The organism is Niameybacter massiliensis, assembly GCF_001282685.1.
GTDB classification, from domain to species: Bacteria; Bacillota; Clostridia; order Lachnospirales; family Cellulosilyticaceae; genus Holtiella; species Holtiella tumoricola.
Map to the genome: position 1 here is coordinate 3,206,817 of NZ_LN875035.1, position 18,270 is coordinate 3,225,086.

The 18,270-nt window shown below is 36.0% G+C and carries 19 protein-coding genes and 10 tRNA genes; 6 read left to right on the plus strand and 23 right to left on the minus strand.

What is annotated here, in order from left to right:
* The first annotated feature begins 9 nt into the window (after nucleotides 1-9).
* From BN2390_RS20385 to mobA, 4 genes are all read left to right on the plus strand, one after another.
* The gene (locus BN2390_RS20385; protein ID WP_053986131.1) at nucleotides 10-414 is read left to right on the plus strand and encodes a 4Fe-4S dicluster domain-containing protein; all 405 of its coding nucleotides are present in this window, start codon (nucleotides 10-12) and stop codon (nucleotides 412-414) included.
* 1 nt (nucleotide 415) lies between these two features.
* Nucleotides 416-1,654, plus strand: a complete 1,239-nt coding sequence (locus tag BN2390_RS20390; RefSeq protein WP_053986132.1) for an NAD(P)/FAD-dependent oxidoreductase — start codon at nucleotides 416-418, stop codon at nucleotides 1,652-1,654.
* Between the two features lie 13 nt (nucleotides 1,655-1,667).
* The gene (locus BN2390_RS20395) at nucleotides 1,668-2,630 is read left to right on the plus strand and encodes a TDT family transporter (RefSeq protein ID WP_053986133.1); all 963 of its coding nucleotides are present in this window, start codon (nucleotides 1,668-1,670) and stop codon (nucleotides 2,628-2,630) included.
* A gap of 322 nt (nucleotides 2,631-2,952) precedes the next feature.
* Nucleotides 2,953-3,543: a molybdenum cofactor guanylyltransferase gene (gene mobA, locus BN2390_RS20400; protein ID WP_053986134.1), complete on the plus strand. Its 591-nt coding sequence runs from the start codon at nucleotides 2,953-2,955 to the stop codon at nucleotides 3,541-3,543.
* Here the strand turns inward: mobA and BN2390_RS20405 are convergent.
* The 11 genes from BN2390_RS20405 to BN2390_RS20455 form a co-directional block, all read right to left on the minus strand.
* A complete protein-coding gene (locus tag BN2390_RS20405) occupies nucleotides 3,526-4,563 on the minus strand; it encodes a sulfate/molybdate ABC transporter ATP-binding protein (RefSeq protein WP_053986135.1) in 1,038 nt (345 codons plus the stop codon). The genes mobA and BN2390_RS20405 overlap by 18 nt on opposite strands.
* Nucleotides 4,564-5,220, minus strand: a complete 657-nt coding sequence (gene modB, locus BN2390_RS20410) for a molybdate ABC transporter permease subunit (RefSeq protein ID WP_053986136.1) — start codon at nucleotides 5,218-5,220, stop codon at nucleotides 4,564-4,566.
* A 4-nt stretch (nucleotides 5,221-5,224) separates the two neighbouring features.
* On the minus strand, nucleotides 5,225-6,019 hold the full coding sequence (gene modA, locus BN2390_RS20415; protein ID WP_053986137.1) for a molybdate ABC transporter substrate-binding protein: 795 nt from the start codon (nucleotides 6,017-6,019) through the stop codon (nucleotides 5,225-5,227).
* Nucleotides 6,020-6,043: 24 nt separating this feature from the next.
* Complete coding sequence (locus BN2390_RS20420; RefSeq protein WP_053986138.1) at nucleotides 6,044-6,538, minus strand: MogA/MoaB family molybdenum cofactor biosynthesis protein; 495 nt, start codon at nucleotides 6,536-6,538, stop codon at nucleotides 6,044-6,046.
* Nucleotides 6,531-6,968 carry an MOSC domain-containing protein gene (locus BN2390_RS20425; RefSeq protein ID WP_053986139.1) on the minus strand — a complete coding sequence of 146 codons (438 nt, stop codon included), beginning with the start codon at nucleotides 6,966-6,968 and terminating at the stop codon, nucleotides 6,531-6,533. The genes BN2390_RS20420 and BN2390_RS20425 overlap by 8 nt, the downstream gene beginning before the upstream one ends.
* A 1-nt stretch (nucleotide 6,969) precedes the next feature.
* Nucleotides 6,970-7,953 carry a GTP 3',8-cyclase MoaA gene (moaA, locus tag BN2390_RS20430; protein WP_053986140.1) on the minus strand — a complete coding sequence of 328 codons (984 nt, stop codon included), beginning with the start codon at nucleotides 7,951-7,953 and terminating at the stop codon, nucleotides 6,970-6,972.
* A gap of 17 nt (nucleotides 7,954-7,970) precedes the next feature.
* Nucleotides 7,971-8,468 carry a molybdopterin-guanine dinucleotide biosynthesis protein B gene (gene mobB / locus BN2390_RS20435; protein WP_198524960.1) on the minus strand — a complete coding sequence of 166 codons (498 nt, stop codon included), beginning with the start codon at nucleotides 8,466-8,468 and terminating at the stop codon, nucleotides 7,971-7,973.
* A complete protein-coding gene (gene moaC, locus BN2390_RS20440; RefSeq protein WP_053986141.1) occupies nucleotides 8,440-8,925 on the minus strand; it encodes a cyclic pyranopterin monophosphate synthase MoaC in 486 nt (161 codons plus the stop codon). Before moaC ends, mobB begins: the two co-directional genes overlap by 29 nt.
* Before the next feature lie 4 nt (nucleotides 8,926-8,929).
* On the minus strand, nucleotides 8,930-10,147 hold the full coding sequence (locus BN2390_RS20445; protein ID WP_053986142.1) for a molybdopterin molybdotransferase MoeA: 1,218 nt from the start codon (nucleotides 10,145-10,147) through the stop codon (nucleotides 8,930-8,932).
* A 2-nt stretch (nucleotides 10,148-10,149) separates the two neighbouring features.
* Nucleotides 10,150-11,175, minus strand: coding sequence for a molybdopterin-binding protein (locus tag BN2390_RS20450; protein ID WP_053986143.1), 1,026 nt, complete (start codon nucleotides 11,173-11,175; stop codon nucleotides 10,150-10,152).
* Nucleotides 11,176-11,433: 258 nt separating this feature from the next.
* Nucleotides 11,434-12,465 carry a M42 family metallopeptidase gene (locus BN2390_RS20455; RefSeq protein ID WP_053986144.1) on the minus strand — a complete coding sequence of 344 codons (1,032 nt, stop codon included), beginning with the start codon at nucleotides 12,463-12,465 and terminating at the stop codon, nucleotides 11,434-11,436.
* A 228-nt stretch (nucleotides 12,466-12,693) separates the two neighbouring features.
* On the opposite strand from BN2390_RS20455, the gene BN2390_RS20460 reads away from it, so the two are divergent.
* Together BN2390_RS20460 and BN2390_RS20465 are read left to right on the plus strand one after the other, a co-directional pair.
* Complete coding sequence (locus BN2390_RS20460; RefSeq protein WP_053986145.1) at nucleotides 12,694-13,884, plus strand: pyridoxal phosphate-dependent aminotransferase; 1,191 nt, start codon at nucleotides 12,694-12,696, stop codon at nucleotides 13,882-13,884.
* A 336-nt stretch (nucleotides 13,885-14,220) separates the two neighbouring features.
* The gene (locus tag BN2390_RS20465) at nucleotides 14,221-14,958 is read left to right on the plus strand and encodes a MerR family transcriptional regulator (protein WP_053986146.1); all 738 of its coding nucleotides are present in this window, start codon (nucleotides 14,221-14,223) and stop codon (nucleotides 14,956-14,958) included.
* A 735-nt stretch (nucleotides 14,959-15,693) separates the two neighbouring features.
* Here the strand turns inward: BN2390_RS20465 and BN2390_RS20470 are convergent.
* From BN2390_RS20470 to BN2390_RS20525, 12 genes are all read right to left on the minus strand, one after another.
* Complete coding sequence (locus tag BN2390_RS20470; RefSeq protein ID WP_053986147.1) at nucleotides 15,694-15,912, minus strand: DUF4318 domain-containing protein; 219 nt, start codon at nucleotides 15,910-15,912, stop codon at nucleotides 15,694-15,696.
* A 159-nt stretch (nucleotides 15,913-16,071) separates the two neighbouring features.
* Nucleotides 16,072-16,144 (minus strand) — tRNA-Phe (locus BN2390_RS20475).
* A 6-nt stretch (nucleotides 16,145-16,150) separates the two neighbouring features.
* Nucleotides 16,151-16,222: transfer RNA gene (locus BN2390_RS20480), tRNA-Gly, on the minus strand.
* Nucleotides 16,223-16,258: 36 nt separating this feature from the next.
* A tRNA-Lys gene (locus tag BN2390_RS20485) sits at nucleotides 16,259-16,331 on the minus strand.
* 36 nt (nucleotides 16,332-16,367) lie between these two features.
* Nucleotides 16,368-16,442: transfer RNA gene (locus tag BN2390_RS20490), tRNA-Pro, on the minus strand.
* A 21-nt stretch (nucleotides 16,443-16,463) separates the two neighbouring features.
* Nucleotides 16,464-16,535, minus strand: a tRNA-Glu gene (locus BN2390_RS20495).
* Between the two features lie 18 nt (nucleotides 16,536-16,553).
* Nucleotides 16,554-16,626 (minus strand) — tRNA-Phe (locus BN2390_RS20500).
* Nucleotides 16,627-16,632: 6 nt separating this feature from the next.
* Nucleotides 16,633-16,704: transfer RNA gene (locus BN2390_RS20505), tRNA-Gly, on the minus strand.
* 36 nt (nucleotides 16,705-16,740) lie between these two features.
* Nucleotides 16,741-16,813 (minus strand) — tRNA-Lys (locus tag BN2390_RS20510).
* Nucleotides 16,814-16,849: 36 nt separating this feature from the next.
* Nucleotides 16,850-16,924: transfer RNA gene (locus BN2390_RS20515), tRNA-Pro, on the minus strand.
* Nucleotides 16,925-16,945: 21 nt separating this feature from the next.
* Nucleotides 16,946-17,017: transfer RNA gene (locus BN2390_RS20520), tRNA-Glu, on the minus strand.
* Between the two features lie 230 nt (nucleotides 17,018-17,247).
* The gene (locus BN2390_RS20525) at nucleotides 17,248-18,231 is read right to left on the minus strand and encodes a hypothetical protein (protein ID WP_053986148.1); all 984 of its coding nucleotides are present in this window, start codon (nucleotides 18,229-18,231) and stop codon (nucleotides 17,248-17,250) included.
* Between the last annotated feature and the right edge of the window lie 39 nt (nucleotides 18,232-18,270).

The following is an 18,270-nucleotide window of genomic DNA, read 5'->3' on the forward strand; positions in this document are numbered from 1 at the left end:
AATATGCTGATGAAAAGAATTAAAATTGATCGTTCTAAATGCGTAGGCTGCCTTACTTGTGTCACAGCTTGTATGGTTAGTAATGATAGTTTAGACCCTCGTAATCGTGTTGTAAGCGATAGTGAAAATAAATATGCACCTATATTTTGTCGTCATTGTGAAGAGCCTGAGTGCGTCTTCACATGTATGACAGGAGCTATGCGTAAAAACCCTGAGTCTGGCCATGTAGAATATAATAAAGATCAATGTGCAAGTTGTTACATGTGTATTATGGCATGTCCATATGGCGTACTTAAAAGTGACGCTCTCAAACAAAAAGAAATTATGAAATGTAATATGTGTGAACATCGTGAAAATGGGGCTATGTGTGTTGAAAAATGCCCAATGCATGCTATTACATTAGAGGAGGTCTAAAATGAAATATGTTGTAATCGGTGCTTCTGCTGCTGGAATTAGTGGTGCAAAACGCCTTCGTGAACTAGACCCACAAGCTGAAATAACTCTTATTTCAAAAGATGAACATATTTATTCAAGATGTATTATGCATCACTATATTGAAGGTATTCGTGATCTTAATCGCCTTCAATTTGTACCTTCTAACTTTATTGCAACCTATAACATTAACTGGATTAAAGGTGAATGTGTCACTCAAGTTGATACTACAGCTCAATCTGTAACAACTGACAAAGGCACAGTTGTTAACTTTGATAAACTTCTTATTGCTACAGGCTCACATGTATTCTTCCCACCTATCCCTGGTCTAAAAGAAGCTAAAAATGCTATTGGCTTCCATGACCTAGATGAGTGTGAAGCCATCATGGAACAAGCAAAAACAGCAAATCATATTGTTGTAATGGGGGCTGGACTTGTTGGTATTGATGCAGTTTCAGGCTTACTTCACTACAATAAACCTATTAGTATTGTGGAAATGCGTGACCGTATGCTAGGACTTCAACTTGACCCTGTTGCTGCTTCTACTTATGAAAAAGCCTTTGATAAAAAAGGTGTAAAACAATTCTATAACTTAGGTGTCAAAGAACTTCACTTAAATGACCAAAATGAGATTACAAGTATCACATTAAGTAATGATGAGGAACTTCCTTGTGACTTACTCATTGTAGCTTCTGGGGTACGCTCTAATGTAGAATTCTTAGAAGGAAGTGACATTGAAACAGATAGATTTGGCCTTATTATCGATGCACTTGGCCAAACTTCTAACCCTAATGTTTATGGTGCTGGAGATGTGACAGGTCGCAATCCAATTTGGCCTGTAGCTGTTAAAGAAGGAATTGTTGCTGCTAGTAATATGACAGGCCTCGCCAAAGAAATGACTGATTTCTTTGCAAGTAAATCTACTATGAATTTCTTAGATATTCCAACCTTGTCATTAGGCCTTACCCATCCTGAGAATCCTGATGACTACATCATTGAAACTGAACAAGATGATCAAGGCAACTATAAAAAGATTGTCCATAAAGATGGCAAAATCTACGGTGCAATCCTACAAGGCAACCTTGACTACTCTGGCGTTTTAACTCAGCTTATTCGTTACCAAATTGATGTATCTAAAGTTAAGAAGCCACTCTTTGAAATAGACTACTCAGATTTCTTCAATGTTACTGAGAACTTTGAATTCACTTACGAAAACCAATAATAAGGAGACTGTTATGCCTCAAAAATCACTTAAAAATCATATTTCACTACTTCCTGTAGCTATTTTACCAACTATGGTAGGTGCTGCGACATTATCAAATATGTGGTCACCACTTGGATTTACTTGGATCCGTCACATAACAATGTGGGCGTCTGCTCTTGTTTTACTTTGCTACATTGCTAAAATAGCACTTCACTTTGGTACTTTCAAAAAAGAATATATGGCAACTGTACCAGCTAGTTTATATGCTGGTGGTACAATGATCACAATGATCTTAGGAAACTATATTTTCGAATTCAGCCCTGTAATTGGTAAAGCTCTCTGGGCAATTGGTCTTGGATTACACACAATCCATTTACTATTCTTTATCTATAACAATGTTATTAAAAACTTTGATAAAAATACTTTCATTCCAAGTTGGTTTGTAACGTTCAATGGGATCATGGTTTCAACAGTTGTCGGTGTTCCAATGAACGAGCCTACAATTGGTAAAATTGTTGTTTATTACGGACTTATTGTATTTGCTATTTTACTTCCTTGTATGGTTGTAAGACTTATTAAAAATCCTATTACAACAGGTCCACTCTTCATGACAAAAGCAATCATTCTTGCTCCATCTAGCCTTTGTCTTGTAAGCTACTTAAACTTTATTACTGAACCAAATGTATTCATCGTATATGCTTTATATGCTATTGTGTTTATATCACTTATTTATGTTATCATCAATTTACCAAAATTCTTCTCATTCTCTTTCCATCCAGGTTTTGCAGGGCTTACTTTCCCAATGGCTATTGGTATTGTAGCATCTAACAAAATGTCTGCTTTCCTTGTTGGACAAGGCTACGAAGCTTTCGGTGAAGTAATTAAACAAATTACAGGTTTCCAACTTTATATTACAACTGTCATTATCGGCTTTGTATTATTTAACTTTGTTAGATTACTTGTTAATAGCTTTAAAACAAAGGATGCAGCCTAATACATAAACTGTATCAAACAAATAAAATAAAAGGGGGATGCTGTTCTATACAGCTCCCCTTTTTTATGCCTCTAAACCTATTGCTAAATTCAATTTATCTTATAAAAATACTCAATTTCATCCGCTATAAAATATTTATTCTCTTTCCTTGTTAAATGAACCTATAGCAAGTATACTTAAATACACTATGTACAAACCGCTGAAAATGAAAAGCATGCCTTAGCCTTTTGGGGTAGACTAAGACATGCAAACCATTTATAAAGGATGAGGGTTACCTTAGTAGTATACCCATTTTATTTTAAAATATAGAAAGGATTTGATTATGCAACATTTACCTAATTTAGCAACACTCATCTTAATGGGTGGCCAAAATAAACGTATGAACGGAGAACATAAAGCTTTTCTTTCATTACACGAAAAGACTTTTTTAGAACATATTATTGAAAACTTAAATCCATATGCACCTACCTATTTATCTGTAAACACTCAATCTCTCTATGAACACCTTAATTATCCCCTTATAGAAGATAAGTACAAAGATATTGGTCCTATAGGTGGTATTTATACTGCTCTTTCTAGTATTCCTGAAGAATATGTATTTATTACAGCTTGTGACATGCCTTTTGTGAATGGAGAGCTTATCACATTCTTATATAATCAACTTGACTTAGACACCTCTTGTGTCGTTATGAGTGATAAAGATGGCCGTTTTTATCCTTTAGGTGGTATCTATCACAAAAGTATGCTCCCTCTTATAGAAGCTCAAATTGCTGAAGGTAACTATCGTTTAGGTGCATTATTAAAACGTACCCATGCCAAAATCATTCCACTTAGCCAAGCCCCATTTGAAGAAAAACTCCTCTGGAATATTAATACACCAGAAGAGTATAAAAGTTTATTGCAAGAAAAGTAATTTAGTTTGATCGATTAATACTTTAACCTTACCTGATTTTATGATAGATTCTACTTCTTGATATTCTCTTTTGCTACATGTATAAATCAACTTAGAATCTTTAAGATGAAGTATAACCTCTACCTGTTCAGGCATAATGACTTGTTCTCCTACTTGTGCAAGTAGACCTTCTTTATTATCAGTAGAGACTAGCTTTAAATCTGACTGACGTATACCAGCCCATTTTGCTTCCTCTACATTTTTATTTAATTCAAGATCCCAAGGCTCTACAATAGCATAGCTATCTGATACTTTATAAAGGGGTGCCACATTACGGCACCCTGTAAGCCTTGCTCCTGCTACTGAATGACACTTATCAAATATATCTTCCTTATTATCATACTCTACAATACATCCATCTGACATAATGGCAATTTGGTCACAATACTTGTAGATCTCCTGCCTATTATGTGATATGTAAAGTACACTTCCCTTAAACATTTCTAATGCACGCTTAAAGTCTTCTGCTATGGTCCACTGCAAGTGGCTATCTAAAGCTGAAAAGGGTTCATCTAGCATCAATAAATCTGGTTCTTGAGCGAGTATCCTGGCCAGGCCTACTCTTTGCTTTTGCCCACCTGATAACTTATTAGGTTTTTTATGGCCTAATGTCTCTAGTTCTAGCATTTTAAGCAGCTCGTTAATCTTCTCTTTTTTACCTTCTTTAGGGCCTTTCATGCCAATAGCAATGTTATCATATACACTCATATGGTTAAACAATGCATAGCTTTGGAACATAAGCCCAATGTTTCTTTCACGAGGCTTAAGGTTAATCTTCCGATTTGAGTCAAATAGAACTTTATCATTTAAGATAATTGTTCCATTATCTGGTGTTACAATACCTGCTATCATTTTAAGTGTCATCGTCTTTCCAGAACCTGAATAACCTAAAATGCCCGTTATACCATCCTCAATTTCTAAATCCACTTTAAGCAAAAAACTTTCTAACTTCTTTTCAACATGCATCTTTAGACTCATCATTTAGTTCCTCCTGTTGTAACGGTTCATTAAACTTAGCATCACGCAAGAAATTACTGTTATAATAACCGTCCAAAATGCTGCTAATTCAATTTTCCCATTAGAGGTTGCAAAATAGATAGCAAGAGGTATGGTCTGAGTCACTTTAGGAATATTACCTGCTACCATTAAAGTAGCTCCAAATTCACCTAATGCCCTTGCAAAAGCTAAGATTAACCCAGACATAATTCCTGGGAAAGCTTCTGGGATTAAAATCTTAATAAATATTTTAAATTCGGATAACCCCAATGTTCTAGCTGCCCAAATAATCTCTTCATCAACTTGCTCAAATGCACCTTTAGTTGCTCGGTACATGAGAGGAAAGGACACAACAACTGCTGCAAGTACCGCTGCTGTTGGTGTAAAAATAATATTAATATTCAGCTTCCCTAGTAAACTGCCTAGCCAACTATTTTTACCACATATCACTAGAAGGATAAATCCTATAACTGTTGGAGGAAGTACTAAGGGCAGTGTAAAAATAACATCTGCAATCCAACGCCATCTTCCCTTTATATCTAACGTTAACCTTGCAATGATAATTCCAAGTACAAAAACAATCAAAATCGCAGTAAAAGAAATTTTGAGTGATAGAATTAATGGACTTATTTCTATCCCCATTATACTACTCGGCTTTCTCTGCAGGTGTAAAACCATATGATGCAAAAATTTCTCTAGCTTCTTCTGTCCCTAAGAACTCAGTAAAAAGCTTTGTTTCTTCTAAGTGTGTTGTATTTTTGATAATTCCCATCGCATACATAACAGGCTTATGCCAACTTTCATCAGCTACATCACTTATTACAACTTTATCACTAATCATTGCATCTGTTTCATACACAACACCTGCATCTGCATTTCCTGATTCTACCCAAGATAGTACTTCACGTACGTCTTTTGCAAAAACTAATTTTTCTTCTACCTCGTCATAAATTTCTAATGTATCTAATACTTCTTTTGTATATTGTCCAACTGGTACACTTTCAAATTCACCTACTGCAAGCTTTGAAAAGGTACCTTCCCCTAATCCTTTAAAAGTCAGTATTTCTCCATTTTGAGGTGTAATCAGTACCAAACGATTACGTAGTAAGTTCTCATTGGTTCCTGCTTCTAAAAGCCCTGCTTCCTCTAACGCATTAACTTGTTTCGTTCCTGCAGATATAAATAAGTCAACGGGAGCACCTTGCTCAATTTGTTGTTGTAGCGCCCCTGATGCACCAAAGTTCATTTTAAGTGTGATATTAGGATACTGTTCTTTAAAAGCTTCCTCAAGAGTTGCCATACAATCTGTCAAGCTTGCTGCTACAGATAAGGTAAGCTCTGTTGGTATATCAGCTTTTGCTGTACCTTGTCCACTACATCCAACCAACATCATTAAACTTAATCCGAATACCATTCCTATAAGCTTTTTCACTTTTCTCATCTTTTTTTCTCCCCTACTTTCTTTTTATTCTGGTCTGGCACATTCACTACTACTTCCTTGTAGTATACCTATTCCATGCTCAAGACTACCTATAATACTCTCCAAATTCTCACGTACAGCCTTTGGACTACCTGGTAGATTCACAATAAGGGTATCTCTTCTTATCCCAGCTACACTACGGCTAAGCATGGCTCTCGGTGTAATCTGTAAGCTGTAATATCTCATAGCCTCTGGTATACCTGGAACTTGTTTTTCAACAATATCAAGTGTTGCCTCTGGTGTACAGTCTCTTTTAGAAAAGCCTGTCCCCCCAGTTGTTAAAATAAGGTCTACCTTATAACTATCACACCATTCTTGCATCTTCCCGCTAAGCTCATGTCTTTCATCAGGTAAAACAATATAGTCTGTAACTTCCCAACCTTGTTGTGCTACAATCTCACGAATAACTTCTCCGCTTCTATCTTCTCTTTCACCTTTTGAGCCTTTATCACTAGCTGTAATAATACCTACTCTAATCATTTGTGATCATCCTCATCTCATCACCAACTTTAATCTCTCCACCTTGGATAACACGTGCAAATACACCTTCTCTTGGCATAATACAATCACCTACTTGATAGTAGATTTGGCAATGATGATGACATTGTTTGCCTATTTGTGTCATTTCTAAAATAACGTCATTACACTGGAATCTTGTACCTACTGGTAGGTGTTTAAAATCAAAACCTTGTACAATAAGATTTTCACCAAATGCACCTGGTTCTACCTGTGCACCTCTTTGTTTAAAGGCTTCAATTTGCTCATAATCAATTAAACTTACTTGTCTATGCCAATCACCTGCATGGGCATCATTTTCTATTCCAAAGTTTTCGATAAACTTACCTTCTTTAATATTGATCTTTTGTGTACCACGTTTTTCACTGATACATAACGCCATAACCTTTCCCATCTTAGCCTCCTATTTGTGCCATCATTTTATCTTCTTGCTCATCTATCGCTTCTACTACTTCTTCAAAATAATGCTTATCTGGTTTTACATGAATAGCTTCTGCTATTGTAAGCATCAAGTCCTCATCACTTATTCCATTACGCAAAAGTGCCTTTAAATCAACACCTGCTTTAGAATGTAAACAAAGCTTTAAAAAGCCTTCTGCTGTAAGACGTACTCTATTACATGCATCACAGAAACAATCGCTTACTGCACTAATAAAACCTATCTTTCCTTTAAAACCTTCTATCTCCCAGTACTTAGCTGGCCCATTGCCTAGTTGCTTTTCATAAGGTATAAGCGTGCCAAATTCTGCTTCTAGTATTTCTAGTACTTCTTCTTTACTTATACGCTCAAATTGCTTCCCAAGTCCTATTGGCATAAGCTCTATAAAACGTACATTGATTCGGTCATGCTCTGCGAGTCTCGCTAGATGGCAAATCTGCTCTTCATTTAAGTGTTTAGCAACTAAAGCATTCACCTTCACACTTTTTAAAGAGCTATTAGCAGCTTTTCTTATGGCTCTTAACACTTTATCAAAACCATCTACCTTTGTAATGTTTTTAAAGTGCTCAGCCTCTAACGTATCTAAGCTTACATTAATTGCAGTAATTCCAGCCTCAATGAGATCATCTAACTTTTCTTCTAAAAGTAAACCATTGGTAGTCAGTGTGATTTCTTCAATTCCTTCTATAGCTTTAATTTGCCTTACTAGATTTACAAAATCTTTTCTTACTAAAGGTTCACCACCTGTTAGTTTGATCTTTTTGATTCCAAGCTTAGCTGCACTTGTACAAACTCTTGTGATCTCCTCAAAAGTAAGTAATTCTTTTTTGTCTAAACAAGCTATTCCTTCTTCTGGCATACAATAGACGCATCTTAAATTACAGCGGTCTATTACAGATATTCTTAAATAATCAATAGACCTGTTTTTTCTGTCTTTCATCTATTCTTTCTCCAGTCTTATTTATTTAAAATAATCTTCAAAACACTATCTATATCATTTAAACCTATAACAGGTATATTTGCCTCTTTTAATGGTACATCTGTGACAATAGCCATCAATGTACTTGGGTCACAGACACTAGTCTTGGAAACTGCACTACGGATGATCTCTATTTTAGGAAGGCTCGAGTACTTCATCCCTTCAACAATGACAATATCCATATCTTGCTGATATTGAAGCATATCTAAAATGTCCGGTTTCTCATAATCCTTTATCAACATCATCTTTGAATTTGAGTACACAATCACACTCTTCGCACCAGCAGCCTTGTGTCTATAACTATCTGTTCCTTCATGGTCTGCAACAAATTCATGACCATCGTGTTTAATGACACCTACTTTGTAACCTAAAGCTGTCAGTCTTGTTACAAGCTTTTCTACTAAAGTAGTTTTGCCTGAGTTTTTAATCCCACTTACAGCAAATACCTTAGGCTTCTTCTCTTTTGTAATGTCCACTTTTACCACCTTGCTTTTCCATAAGACAGATATTTGTAATTTCCATATTTTTATCCATTGCTTTACACATATCATAAATAGTTAATAAAGCAATATTTACACCTGTTAAAGCTTCCATTTCAACACCTGTTTGACCATTTACTTTTACTGTACAAGTTGCCTCAACACTTAATGTCTCTGGTTGTAATTCAAAGTCTACCGTACATTTAGAAATCATAAGGGGATGGCACATTGGAATAAGGTCTGATGTTCTCTTTGTTCCCATAATGCCTGCAATTCTTGCTACACCGAGGACATCACCTTTTTTTGCTGTTCCATTACAAATCGCATCATAAACTGCTTGATTTACTTTGATTGTACCTTTTGCTGTAGCAACTCGTGTTGTCACGTTCTTCTCTGATACATCTACCATTACTGCATTACCCGCTGTATCAAAATGTGTTAATTGTTCTTTCATCTTCTCACCCTCTTGTATCTACTAAAATAACTTTTACTTCTTCTCCTATATCTAGCCCTGTAGAGCCTGCTGGTATATCAATAAGCGCATTACACAAACTCATGGTATAGAGTGCCCCTGACGCATGGTTATTGTGATTAAGCTTCACCTTACCATCCTCAAAGTAAGCTCTAATGAAACGTCTTTTAATACTTTTCTTTTTAAATTCATTTTCCATAATACCTGTTGTATGAATAGGCTTAAGCATTTCATCTTGAGTAAGATATGCTACAACTGGTCTAATAATAAGTTCAAAATTAGCTAAAGCCGCAAAAGGATTACCTGATAATCCAATTAACAACTTTTCTTTATAGCATGCAGCTAAAACAGGTGTTCCTGGCTGGATTGCAATTCTCCAAAAGAGACGTTTTGCACCTAGTAGGTTAATCACATCATGCATGATATCTTTTTTACCTACAGAAACACCACCAGTTGTCACCATTAAGTCTATTTCATCCCAATGTTCTTCTAAACATTTAGCTACTGCTTCTGGTGTATCTTGTTGCATCTTGAGTACTTGTATCTGGATACCTAACTCCATTGCCTTTGTTTGTATCATCACTTCATTGGCATTATAGATTTTACCTGGTTTTAGGTCTTCTCCTATAGGTGTTAACTCATCTCCTGTACACAATAGTCCCATCCTAAGTGGTTGTCTTACTTCTACTTCTTGGAATCCCATACTTGCAAGAATGCCTAACTTAACTGGTGATAACTTCTCTCCTGCTTTTAAAAGTAGATGACCTTCTTTAATATCTTCTCCCTTAAAGCAGTAATTATCAAAAGGTTTAAGTGCTTTATAGATTTGAACTTCTACTTCACCTTCATCTGTATCCTCTTGTCTAAGTACACAATCACATCCTTTAGGAATCGGTGCACCTGTCATAATTCTTACTGCTTCTTGACTGTTAACTTCTGCCTCATAGTACTCACCAGCATATACAACACCTTTTACTTTTAAAGTAACTGGTCTGTCCATACTTGCACCACTACTATCTTCCGCCTTAAAAGCGTATCCATCTAAGGGTGAACGATCAAAGGGTGGATTAGAAATCGGTGCATAATAATCTTTAGCTAATATACGTCCATTTGCCGCGTGGAGTAATAATTTTTCTACCTTAATATCTATCCTACTAGCCTGTTCTAATAAGTCAAGTGCTTCTTCTAAACTTATGCCAACCATCTTTATTCTCCTTTTCCAAAGGAACAATGAGGATAAACACATGGTTTACATCCTGTACATAAACCACCATGTCCTAATTTCACTAAATCACGTTTTACTAACTTCTCACCTGCCATCACACGTGGCAATACTAAGTCAAATACTGTTGCCCCTGCATACATAACGCATCCAGGTAAGCCCATAATAGGAATATCCTTTTCATAATATGCAAGCAAGAACATCGCCCCTGGTAATACAGGTGCTCCATAAGATACAATGTGTGCGCCAACTTCTTTAATAGCTGTTGGTGTCACATCATCAGGGTCTACACTCATTCCCCCTGTACATACAATCATATCTGCCCCTTCTTCTAAGAAAGATTTGATTGCATCTGTAATCATCTCTATTTTATCATCTACAATACGTTGTCCAAGCACTTCTGCTCCAAACGGCTCTAGCTTTTTACGTATTACAGGTCCAAAAGCATCTTTGATACGACCTTTAAAGACTTCACTTCCTGTTGTAACAATACCAACTTTTTTATGAAGATAAGGCATAATCTTTAAGAGTGGTGTATCCCCTCCTACTCGTTTTACTTCTTCCATTACTTCTTTTTCAATTAAAAGTGGTATGACACGAGTACCTGCTAGCTTATCTCCTGCATGTACCATTGTATTAGTATGACGTGTCGCAATCATCACTTGATCAATACTATTCACATCTATTAAGCGTTCTGTATCTACTTTCAATAATCCATCACAAGTAGCAATAGCTTCTATCTTTCCTTCTTTTACTTCCGATGGAGAAATATATTCATTATCACAAAGGCTATATAAGATTTCTGCTGCCTCATTTTCATGAAGCATCTTCTCATCTTTTTCCCATATATATAAATGCTCTTTACCAATGGAGAGTAAAACAGGAATATCTTCTTCTGTTACAACATGGCCTTTCTTAAAAGCTACACCTTTTTTAACATCTTTAATGATTTGTGTTATATCATGACACAGTACATGACCTACTGCATCCTCTGTACGAATTTGTTTCACCTTATTTACCTCCTCTAATAATTGTTATTAGTTAAGAATATTAAGATTATTGTTAAAAAATCTACAATCCCTATTTTAACCCATGTTCACATTTTTTTCCGTAACAAATATCACACTTTTTATTGGTTATCTTTCTTCTATATAAAATAATCTATGCAATACTTGTCCTTTCTATCATACAGGATTTTATATTTATAGCAAATAAGAAATAGGGCATATCCCCTATTCACTAGGAAATATGCCCCATATCTTATATCTTTATTGTGTAATATAGTAATAAAGTAATTTAATTGTATTCTCTAATCCATCATAATGAGTGCGTTCCATACCATGAGATGCATGTACCCCTGGTCCAATAAGTGCACCACGAATATTATTTCCACCTCTTAATGCCGCACCTACATCTGATCCATACATTGGATACACATCTACAGCAAAACGTAAACCATTTACTTTAGCTAATTCTATAAGCTTTGATGTCATTTGGTAATCATATGGTCCGCCTGAGTCTTTTGCGCAGATTGATACATCTTGTTCTGTACAACTTAAGTCTTGACCAATACATCCCATATCCACTGCGATCATCTCTGTAATGTCTGCTGGGATATAGCTTGACCCATGACCTACTTCTTCATAAACAGAGATAAAGATTTTAAGTGTATACGTTGGGATAATTTGTTCACGACTAAGCATTTCTAGTAAGCTCATAAGTGCTGCAACACTTGCTTTATCATCGATAAAACGTGATTTAATATAACCACTTTCTGTGATTGTTGTTTTTGGTTCAATGAAAATATAATCCCCATTTGCGATACCTAAAGCTTCTACATCAGCTTTTGACTTTACAACTTCATCAATACGTACTTCCATATTTTTTGCATCTCTTACTTTAGAAGTTGCATCTTCATAAACATGAGAAGATGGGCTCTTGCTTAAGAATGTTCCTGTATAGACTTTACCTTCACGTGTACGGATTTTGCAGTATTCTCCATCAAGTGTTGGTAAAATCGGGCCACCTACTACTGTAAAGTTAAGTGTCCCGTCCCCTGTAATACTTCTTACCATTGCCCCTAATGTATCAACATGTGCTGAAAGCCCTATAACCTTACCTTCTTCTTTACCTGGTACTGTAATAATGCCGCAACCTTTTTGTGTTGTTTCAAAGGCATATCCAAAAGATTTAGCATAACCTGCTATCTCTTCCATAATTTCAAAACAAAATCCACTTGGACTGTGATGTTCTAATAATTTTTTAGCTGTATCTAATACAAACTGTTTATTAATTTCCATTTTAAAACCTCCTCTATTAAGCGCTCTTCTTTTGTCATACTCTAAATAAATATACTTTTTGAATTAAGCTATTCACTAAATGATTAATATAAGTATATACCTTATAGCCTATTTCTATTATGACCTATACAGTAAATAGTTTCAACTCTTTCACAATTTTTGTTTTATTATAAAAAATATTGTATTATAATTAATTATACTTTAATACTTTATCAGAGGAGTGATGAAATGATTTCAGATAAAATGAAAAACCTCGTTGCAAATAGCTCAACGATTCGTGCAATGTTCGAAGAAGGCAAACGCCTTGCTGCTATCCATGGTGAGGAGAATGTTTTTGACTTCAGCCTTGGAAATCCTAATGTGGTTCCACCAGATTCTGTTAAAGAAGCCATATTAGAAATTGTTAATGAAGAAAATCCTAATGTCCTTCATGGTTATATGAACAATTCAGGCTATGAAGATGTTAGAAATACAATTGCTACTTTCCTTAATGGGAAACACCAACTCAACCTTAAAGAAAATAATATTGTTATGACTTGTGGTGCTGCTGGTGGCTTAAATATCATCTTAAAAACCATATTAAACCCAGAAGACGAAGTGATTGTTTTGGCACCATTCTTTGGTGAATATCGTAACTATGTGAGTAACTTTGATGGTAAACTTGTCGTTGTGCCACCTGATACAACAACTTTCGAACCCAATATGGAGGCATTAAAAGCTGCCCTCACCTCTCGTACAAAAGCAGTGATCATCAATTCACCTAATAACCCAACAGGTGTTATTTACTCAGATAGCGCCCTCAAACAACTTGCTTCTATTTTAGAAGAAGCACAAGGTACATTTGGGACTTCTATTTATCTTATTTCAGATGAACCTTACCGTGAAATTGCTTACGATAACGCTACTGTACCTTATGCACTTCATTACTACAACAATACATTCATTGGCTACTCTTATAGCAAATCACTTTCTCTTCCAGGAGAACGTATCGGCTATATTGTTGTTCCAAATGAAATGGCCGACTTCGACGATGTGATGTCTGCACTCAATGTAGCCAATCGTATTTTAGGCTTTGTTAATGCACCATCTCTATTCCAAAAGGTTATTGGTAAATGTATTGAAAGCGAAGTTGATGTATCTATTTACGAGCGTAACCGTGATCTACTCTACAACCACTTAACAAGTATAGGTTTTGAATGTATTAAACCTGAAGGTGCTTTCTATCTCTTCCCTAAAACACTTATTGAAGATGATAAAACATTCTGTGAAACAGCTAAACAATTTAATTTACTTCTTGTACCTGGATCAGCATTTGGTTGCCCTGGTTATACACGTTTAGCTTATTGCATCAGTTACGAACAAATTGAACGTTCTCTACCAGCATTCACTAAACTTGCTGAGTACTACAAAAATAATTAATCAGAGACCTTAGTTTGTGCCAAAACCTGCAAAAACCTTTAAAATGCCTACTAAATGTATACATAATCCTAACTACTTGGATCAATAAATAACTTGAAAACCTTATTTCTTAAAATGGTTCTAAAGTAAATATATTTTTAAATATAAAGCGTTAACTTTATTTATATAGAAGAGCTATAAAACTAATGAATTTCTTAGTTTTACAGCTCTTCTATTTTTATGGCTTCATAAATATTCATTTTATCCATGTGTTGACTCTTACGTTACGTCATACACTATACTACAAATGAGCAAAAAAATAATCTATTTTACTCGTACTAGGAAAGAAGGTGTAACATGGAACTTAAAATCAAGGAAGTTGCTAAGCTTACAGGTGTAACTGTACGTACACTTCATTATTATGATGAGATTGGTTTGCTTCATCCAAGTCATATTACAGACGTCGGTTATCGCCTTTATGATGATGAAGTACTTGCTCGGTTACAACAAATTTTATTTTTTAAAGAACTAGAATTTCCGCTTAGTCAAATCAAAGAGATTATGGCAAATCCACACTTTGATACTACAGATGCACTTCTTCATCACAAAGCACTTCTTATCAAAAAGCGAGACCGCCTGAGTAATCTTATTGACTTGGTAAATACCACTTTAGAAGGAGAACATGAAATGAATTTTGATGCATTCGATATGACTGAAATAGAAAAATGTAAAGAACAATATGCCGAAGAAGCTGCCAAACGCTGGGGAGATAGTGATGCCTATAAAGAAAGTGTAGCTAAGACAGCTTCCTATGGCAAAAAGGAGTGGAATCAAGTGAATGAACTCGCAAATGAAATTATGAAAGCATTTGCTGACAATATGGATAAAGAGCCAAGTGACCCTGTGGTTCAATCTCTCGTTAAACAATGGCAAGATCATATTACAAAGAATTTCTATCACTGTACAAACGAAATCTTAGCAGGACTTGGACTAATGTATATAGGCGATGAACGCTTCACTAAAAATATAGATACACACAAAGAAGGACTTGCTCAGTTTATAAGTGATGCTATTGCAGTTTACTGCACAGAATAAATATTTGTTTAAGTGAGGGGGGAGTTATATTTAGTCTACTTACGTGAGTTGGCTAGTTGGATTCTCCTTCACCTGCTTCACTTCGCTTTCAGAGAAATGTAACTCATTCAAAAATAATAACGGTGTGAACTCACTTCGTTCAGACAGCACACCTAAAACCACTATTTTTTCATTTCGAACATTTCTTATCTGAAAGCTACGTAGGCAGGTTCCGGAGAACACACCTATCCAGCTCACTGAGCTAAGTCTACTAAATATGTATGCCCTCACTTTGTGGGCTGCGCCTGCGAAGAGATTACTAAACTGCATGTAGCTTATATTCTAAGTCCATCCTCGAAAAAAGCTCCATGGAGGTCACCCACGCATCACCGCCCTTTTCTACTCAGAAAGTTAAGTTTTCACTCCCAGTGACACGCCGTGGTGAAGAGATAGGAGTAAATGTTTCTTCTTCGGAAGGAGCTATTATGTGATGGGCTGTAAGGTAAGTTATTGTATGGAAACTTCCTCCGCAGACTTTTTAGAGAGGCTTAGTGAATGGAATCAAACTGGTTTTAGGGAAATGTTTGAAGAAAAGTGAACTTCTTTTCTGAGTTTTGACCGTTAGTTTGATGAAATGAACTTAGCCTCTCTTAAAAGTTGGAATGCAATAAGCTTGCCTACATGCCCTCACACTTAACCAAATATTTAATTGCTGAGTTAATCTAACCGTCTTATTCACATCAATCTACTTCCAATCTAAATTTGTACACAATGAATAATATATCCACCTCTAGCCATATCCACTTGAGCTTCGTAAAGATCTTTCCCTAAATAAAAAGTAACAGGTTTTTCTTTGCTTACAAATTCTAAAGGTTCTTTATCTCCTTGACTATATTTCTCTATATAATTACAAATATCTTCTGTAGTGGGATAAGTAAGTGACTCTTCTAAATCAATTAGGAAACCTTTTTTCATATTAAACCCCTCTTTTCTTTTTCATTTTATTAAGTACTATATTCCTACTATAAACCTTCCACAAGCTAGAATGTCAATAATTTTCCACAAAATTATTTTTTTAACGCAAAAAAATCCACAGAATAAACAGGTTATCCGTGGATTAAAACAAAAAAAGTATGCCCAGAGCCGGAATCGAACCAGCGACACGAGGATTTTCAGTCCTCTGCTCTACCGACTGAGCTATCTGGGCATATCAAGCGCGAGACGGGATTCGAACCCGCGACCCTCTCCTTGGCAAGGAGATGCTCTACCCCTGAGCCACTCACGCATTTAGTAGTACAAATGTACTACTGGTATTCAATTATGAGCCACCGGAGGCTCGAACTCCGGACCACTTGATTAAAAGTCAAGTGCTCTACCAACTGAGCTAGTGACCCTCATTAATTGTAACAGTTCCTCGACTAGGAACTAAATCGGGGTGACAGGACTCGAACCTGCGGCCTCCTGAACCCAAATCAGGCGCTCTAGCCAAACTGAGCCACACCCCGCCATGCTATATAATATAGCAATGACCCATAGGAGAATCGAACTCCTGTTACCGCCGTGAAAGGGCGGTGTCTTAACCGCTTGACCAATGGGCCTTATATTTTGTTAGAACATGCCCAGAGCCGGAATCGAACCAGCGACACGAGGATTTTCAGTCCTCTGCTCTACCGACTGAGCTATCTGGGCATATCAAGCGCGAGACGGGATTCGAACCCGCGACCCTCTCCTTGGCAAGGAGATGCTCTACCCCTGAGCCACTCACGCATTTAGTAGTACAGATGTACTACTACTATTCAATTATGAGCCACCGGAGGCTCGAACTCCGGACCACTTGATTAAAAGTCAAGTGCTCTACCAACTGAGCTAGTGACCCTCATTAATTGTAACAGTTCCTCGACTAGGAACTAAATCGGGGTGACAGGACTCGAACCTGCGGCCTCCTGAACCCAAATCAGGCGCTCTAGCCAAACTGAGCCACACCCCGCCATGCTACAAAATGTAGCAATGACCCATAGGAGAATCGAACTCCTGTTACCGCCGTGAAAGGGCGGTGTCTTAACCGCTTGACCAATGGGCCTCAACGACATTTATAATATCACACTCATTGACGTAAGTAAATACCTTTTTTCACTTTTTTTATCTTTTTTTCTTTTTTCTTCGATTTACTCTTCTCTTACCTTTGATAGTATTACCTTTTAGCATCGAATTTATTTCTAACTATTTTTTCCTCTTACGACATTTTTATCTTTTAGACTTATACAATTTAAAAAGAGATAGTATCTCTTCATACTATCTCCCTATAGACTATTAAAATATTGGCACTAAAACAGATTCACCGCTGCCCATATTGCTACTATTCTTAGAAGAACTAAAGGTAGCAACCGTATTATATGGTGTTATATACTGCATACCACTCTTGGTCCTAAGCGTAAAATATACTTCATAATATATACTATCTTCTTTTCTTATATACTCTGCAAAATCTGCTGTGTATATAAGCCTATTATCGTCTTCCCCTACTTGTTTCAAAGCCGGTATATGCTTACCTTGTAATAATTCCGAATAATCCTCTTCAATATAAGTTGAATTTGCTACAGCACTCGCTTGGGACGCACCATAACTATAGTTTGAGTTACCTTCTTCAATATATCCATTCTCTTTAAGAATAAATTCGGCACTTTCAATGCTCTTTTCATCAAATGGTAATCCTTCTTCATTTTCTCCAAACTGTATTTTAAGTCCCATATATTCTTTAGGACTACTTTCCTCCCCATAATCCCATTCACTTAATACCGTACATTGTAAAATGTCATTAGTATACACTGGCTCTAATGCTTCTTGCCTTACTCCCCTCTCTGATTTTATTACAAACATAGGTTTCAAAATGCTAACCATATCTACTAAAATAACTGCTTCATTATTTGCATTTACTTCTTGTTCATATACTTGCCCATCGGCTGCTATTCTAGCAATCAGCTTCTCCGTGTTTGTTATTTCCTTTGGCACTGCTTGCATAGTTACAGCTATTTGATCATCTTGTATTTTTAGTTCAACAGATGCCTGTGAAAAAATACTTTGTTCTTTCTTTAATAATTCTTCTATATTCTCATATTCATCCTGCAAATTATATCGTATATTTTCTATATTGCTATATATGTTATTTTCTAATCTAGAGTAGTCATCCCTTAAATTTTGGACTTCTTTTTTTATGCTATAATTATCCCATAAATTTATTCCTATAATCATAACTGTAAAGATTATTATAACTTTCCTAATATAATCTTTGTCCATATTCTTTCTCCCCTCTTATACTAGTTTCTCTTTTTCTTA

Excerpts from the sequence above, each read along its gene's own strand:
- BN2390_RS20385 (WP_053986131.1), top strand. The coding sequence starts at position 10 with ATGAAAAGAATTAAAATTGATCGTTCTAAATGCGTAGGCTGCCTTACT.
- BN2390_RS20390 (WP_053986132.1), top strand. The coding sequence starts at position 416 with ATGAAATATGTTGTAATCGGTGCTTCTGCTGCTGGAATTAGTGGTGCA.
- BN2390_RS20395 (WP_053986133.1), top strand. The coding sequence starts at position 1,668 with ATGCCTCAAAAATCACTTAAAAATCATATTTCACTACTTCCTGTAGCT.
- mobA (WP_053986134.1), top strand. The coding sequence starts at position 2,953 with ATGCAACATTTACCTAATTTAGCAACACTCATCTTAATGGGTGGCCAA.
- BN2390_RS20405 (WP_053986135.1), bottom strand. The coding sequence starts at position 4,563 with ATGATGAGTCTAAAGATGCATGTTGAAAAGAAGTTAGAAAGTTTTTTG.
- modB (WP_053986136.1), bottom strand. The coding sequence starts at position 5,220 with ATGGGGATAGAAATAAGTCCATTAATTCTATCACTCAAAATTTCTTTT.
- modA (WP_053986137.1), bottom strand. The coding sequence starts at position 6,019 with ATGAGAAAAGTGAAAAAGCTTATAGGAATGGTATTCGGATTAAGTTTA.
- BN2390_RS20420 (WP_053986138.1), bottom strand. The coding sequence starts at position 6,538 with ATGATTAGAGTAGGTATTATTACAGCTAGTGATAAAGGCTCAAAAGGT.
- BN2390_RS20425 (WP_053986139.1), bottom strand. The coding sequence starts at position 6,968 with ATGGGAAAGGTTATGGCGTTATGTATCAGTGAAAAACGTGGTACACAA.
- moaA (WP_053986140.1), bottom strand. The coding sequence starts at position 7,953 with ATGAAAGACAGAAAAAACAGGTCTATTGATTATTTAAGAATATCTGTA.
- moaC (WP_053986141.1), bottom strand. The coding sequence starts at position 8,925 with ATGAAAGAACAATTAACACATTTTGATACAGCGGGTAATGCAGTAATG.
- BN2390_RS20445 (WP_053986142.1), bottom strand. The coding sequence starts at position 10,147 with ATGGTTGGCATAAGTTTAGAAGAAGCACTTGACTTATTAGAACAGGCT.
- BN2390_RS20455 (WP_053986144.1), bottom strand. The coding sequence starts at position 12,465 with ATGGAAATTAATAAACAGTTTGTATTAGATACAGCTAAAAAATTATTA.
- BN2390_RS20460 (WP_053986145.1), top strand. The coding sequence starts at position 12,694 with ATGATTTCAGATAAAATGAAAAACCTCGTTGCAAATAGCTCAACGATT.
- BN2390_RS20465 (WP_053986146.1), top strand. The coding sequence starts at position 14,221 with ATGGAACTTAAAATCAAGGAAGTTGCTAAGCTTACAGGTGTAACTGTA.
- BN2390_RS20470 (WP_053986147.1), bottom strand. The coding sequence starts at position 15,912 with ATGAAAAAAGGTTTCCTAATTGATTTAGAAGAGTCACTTACTTATCCC.
- BN2390_RS20525 (WP_053986148.1), bottom strand. The coding sequence starts at position 18,231 with ATGGACAAAGATTATATTAGGAAAGTTATAATAATCTTTACAGTTATG.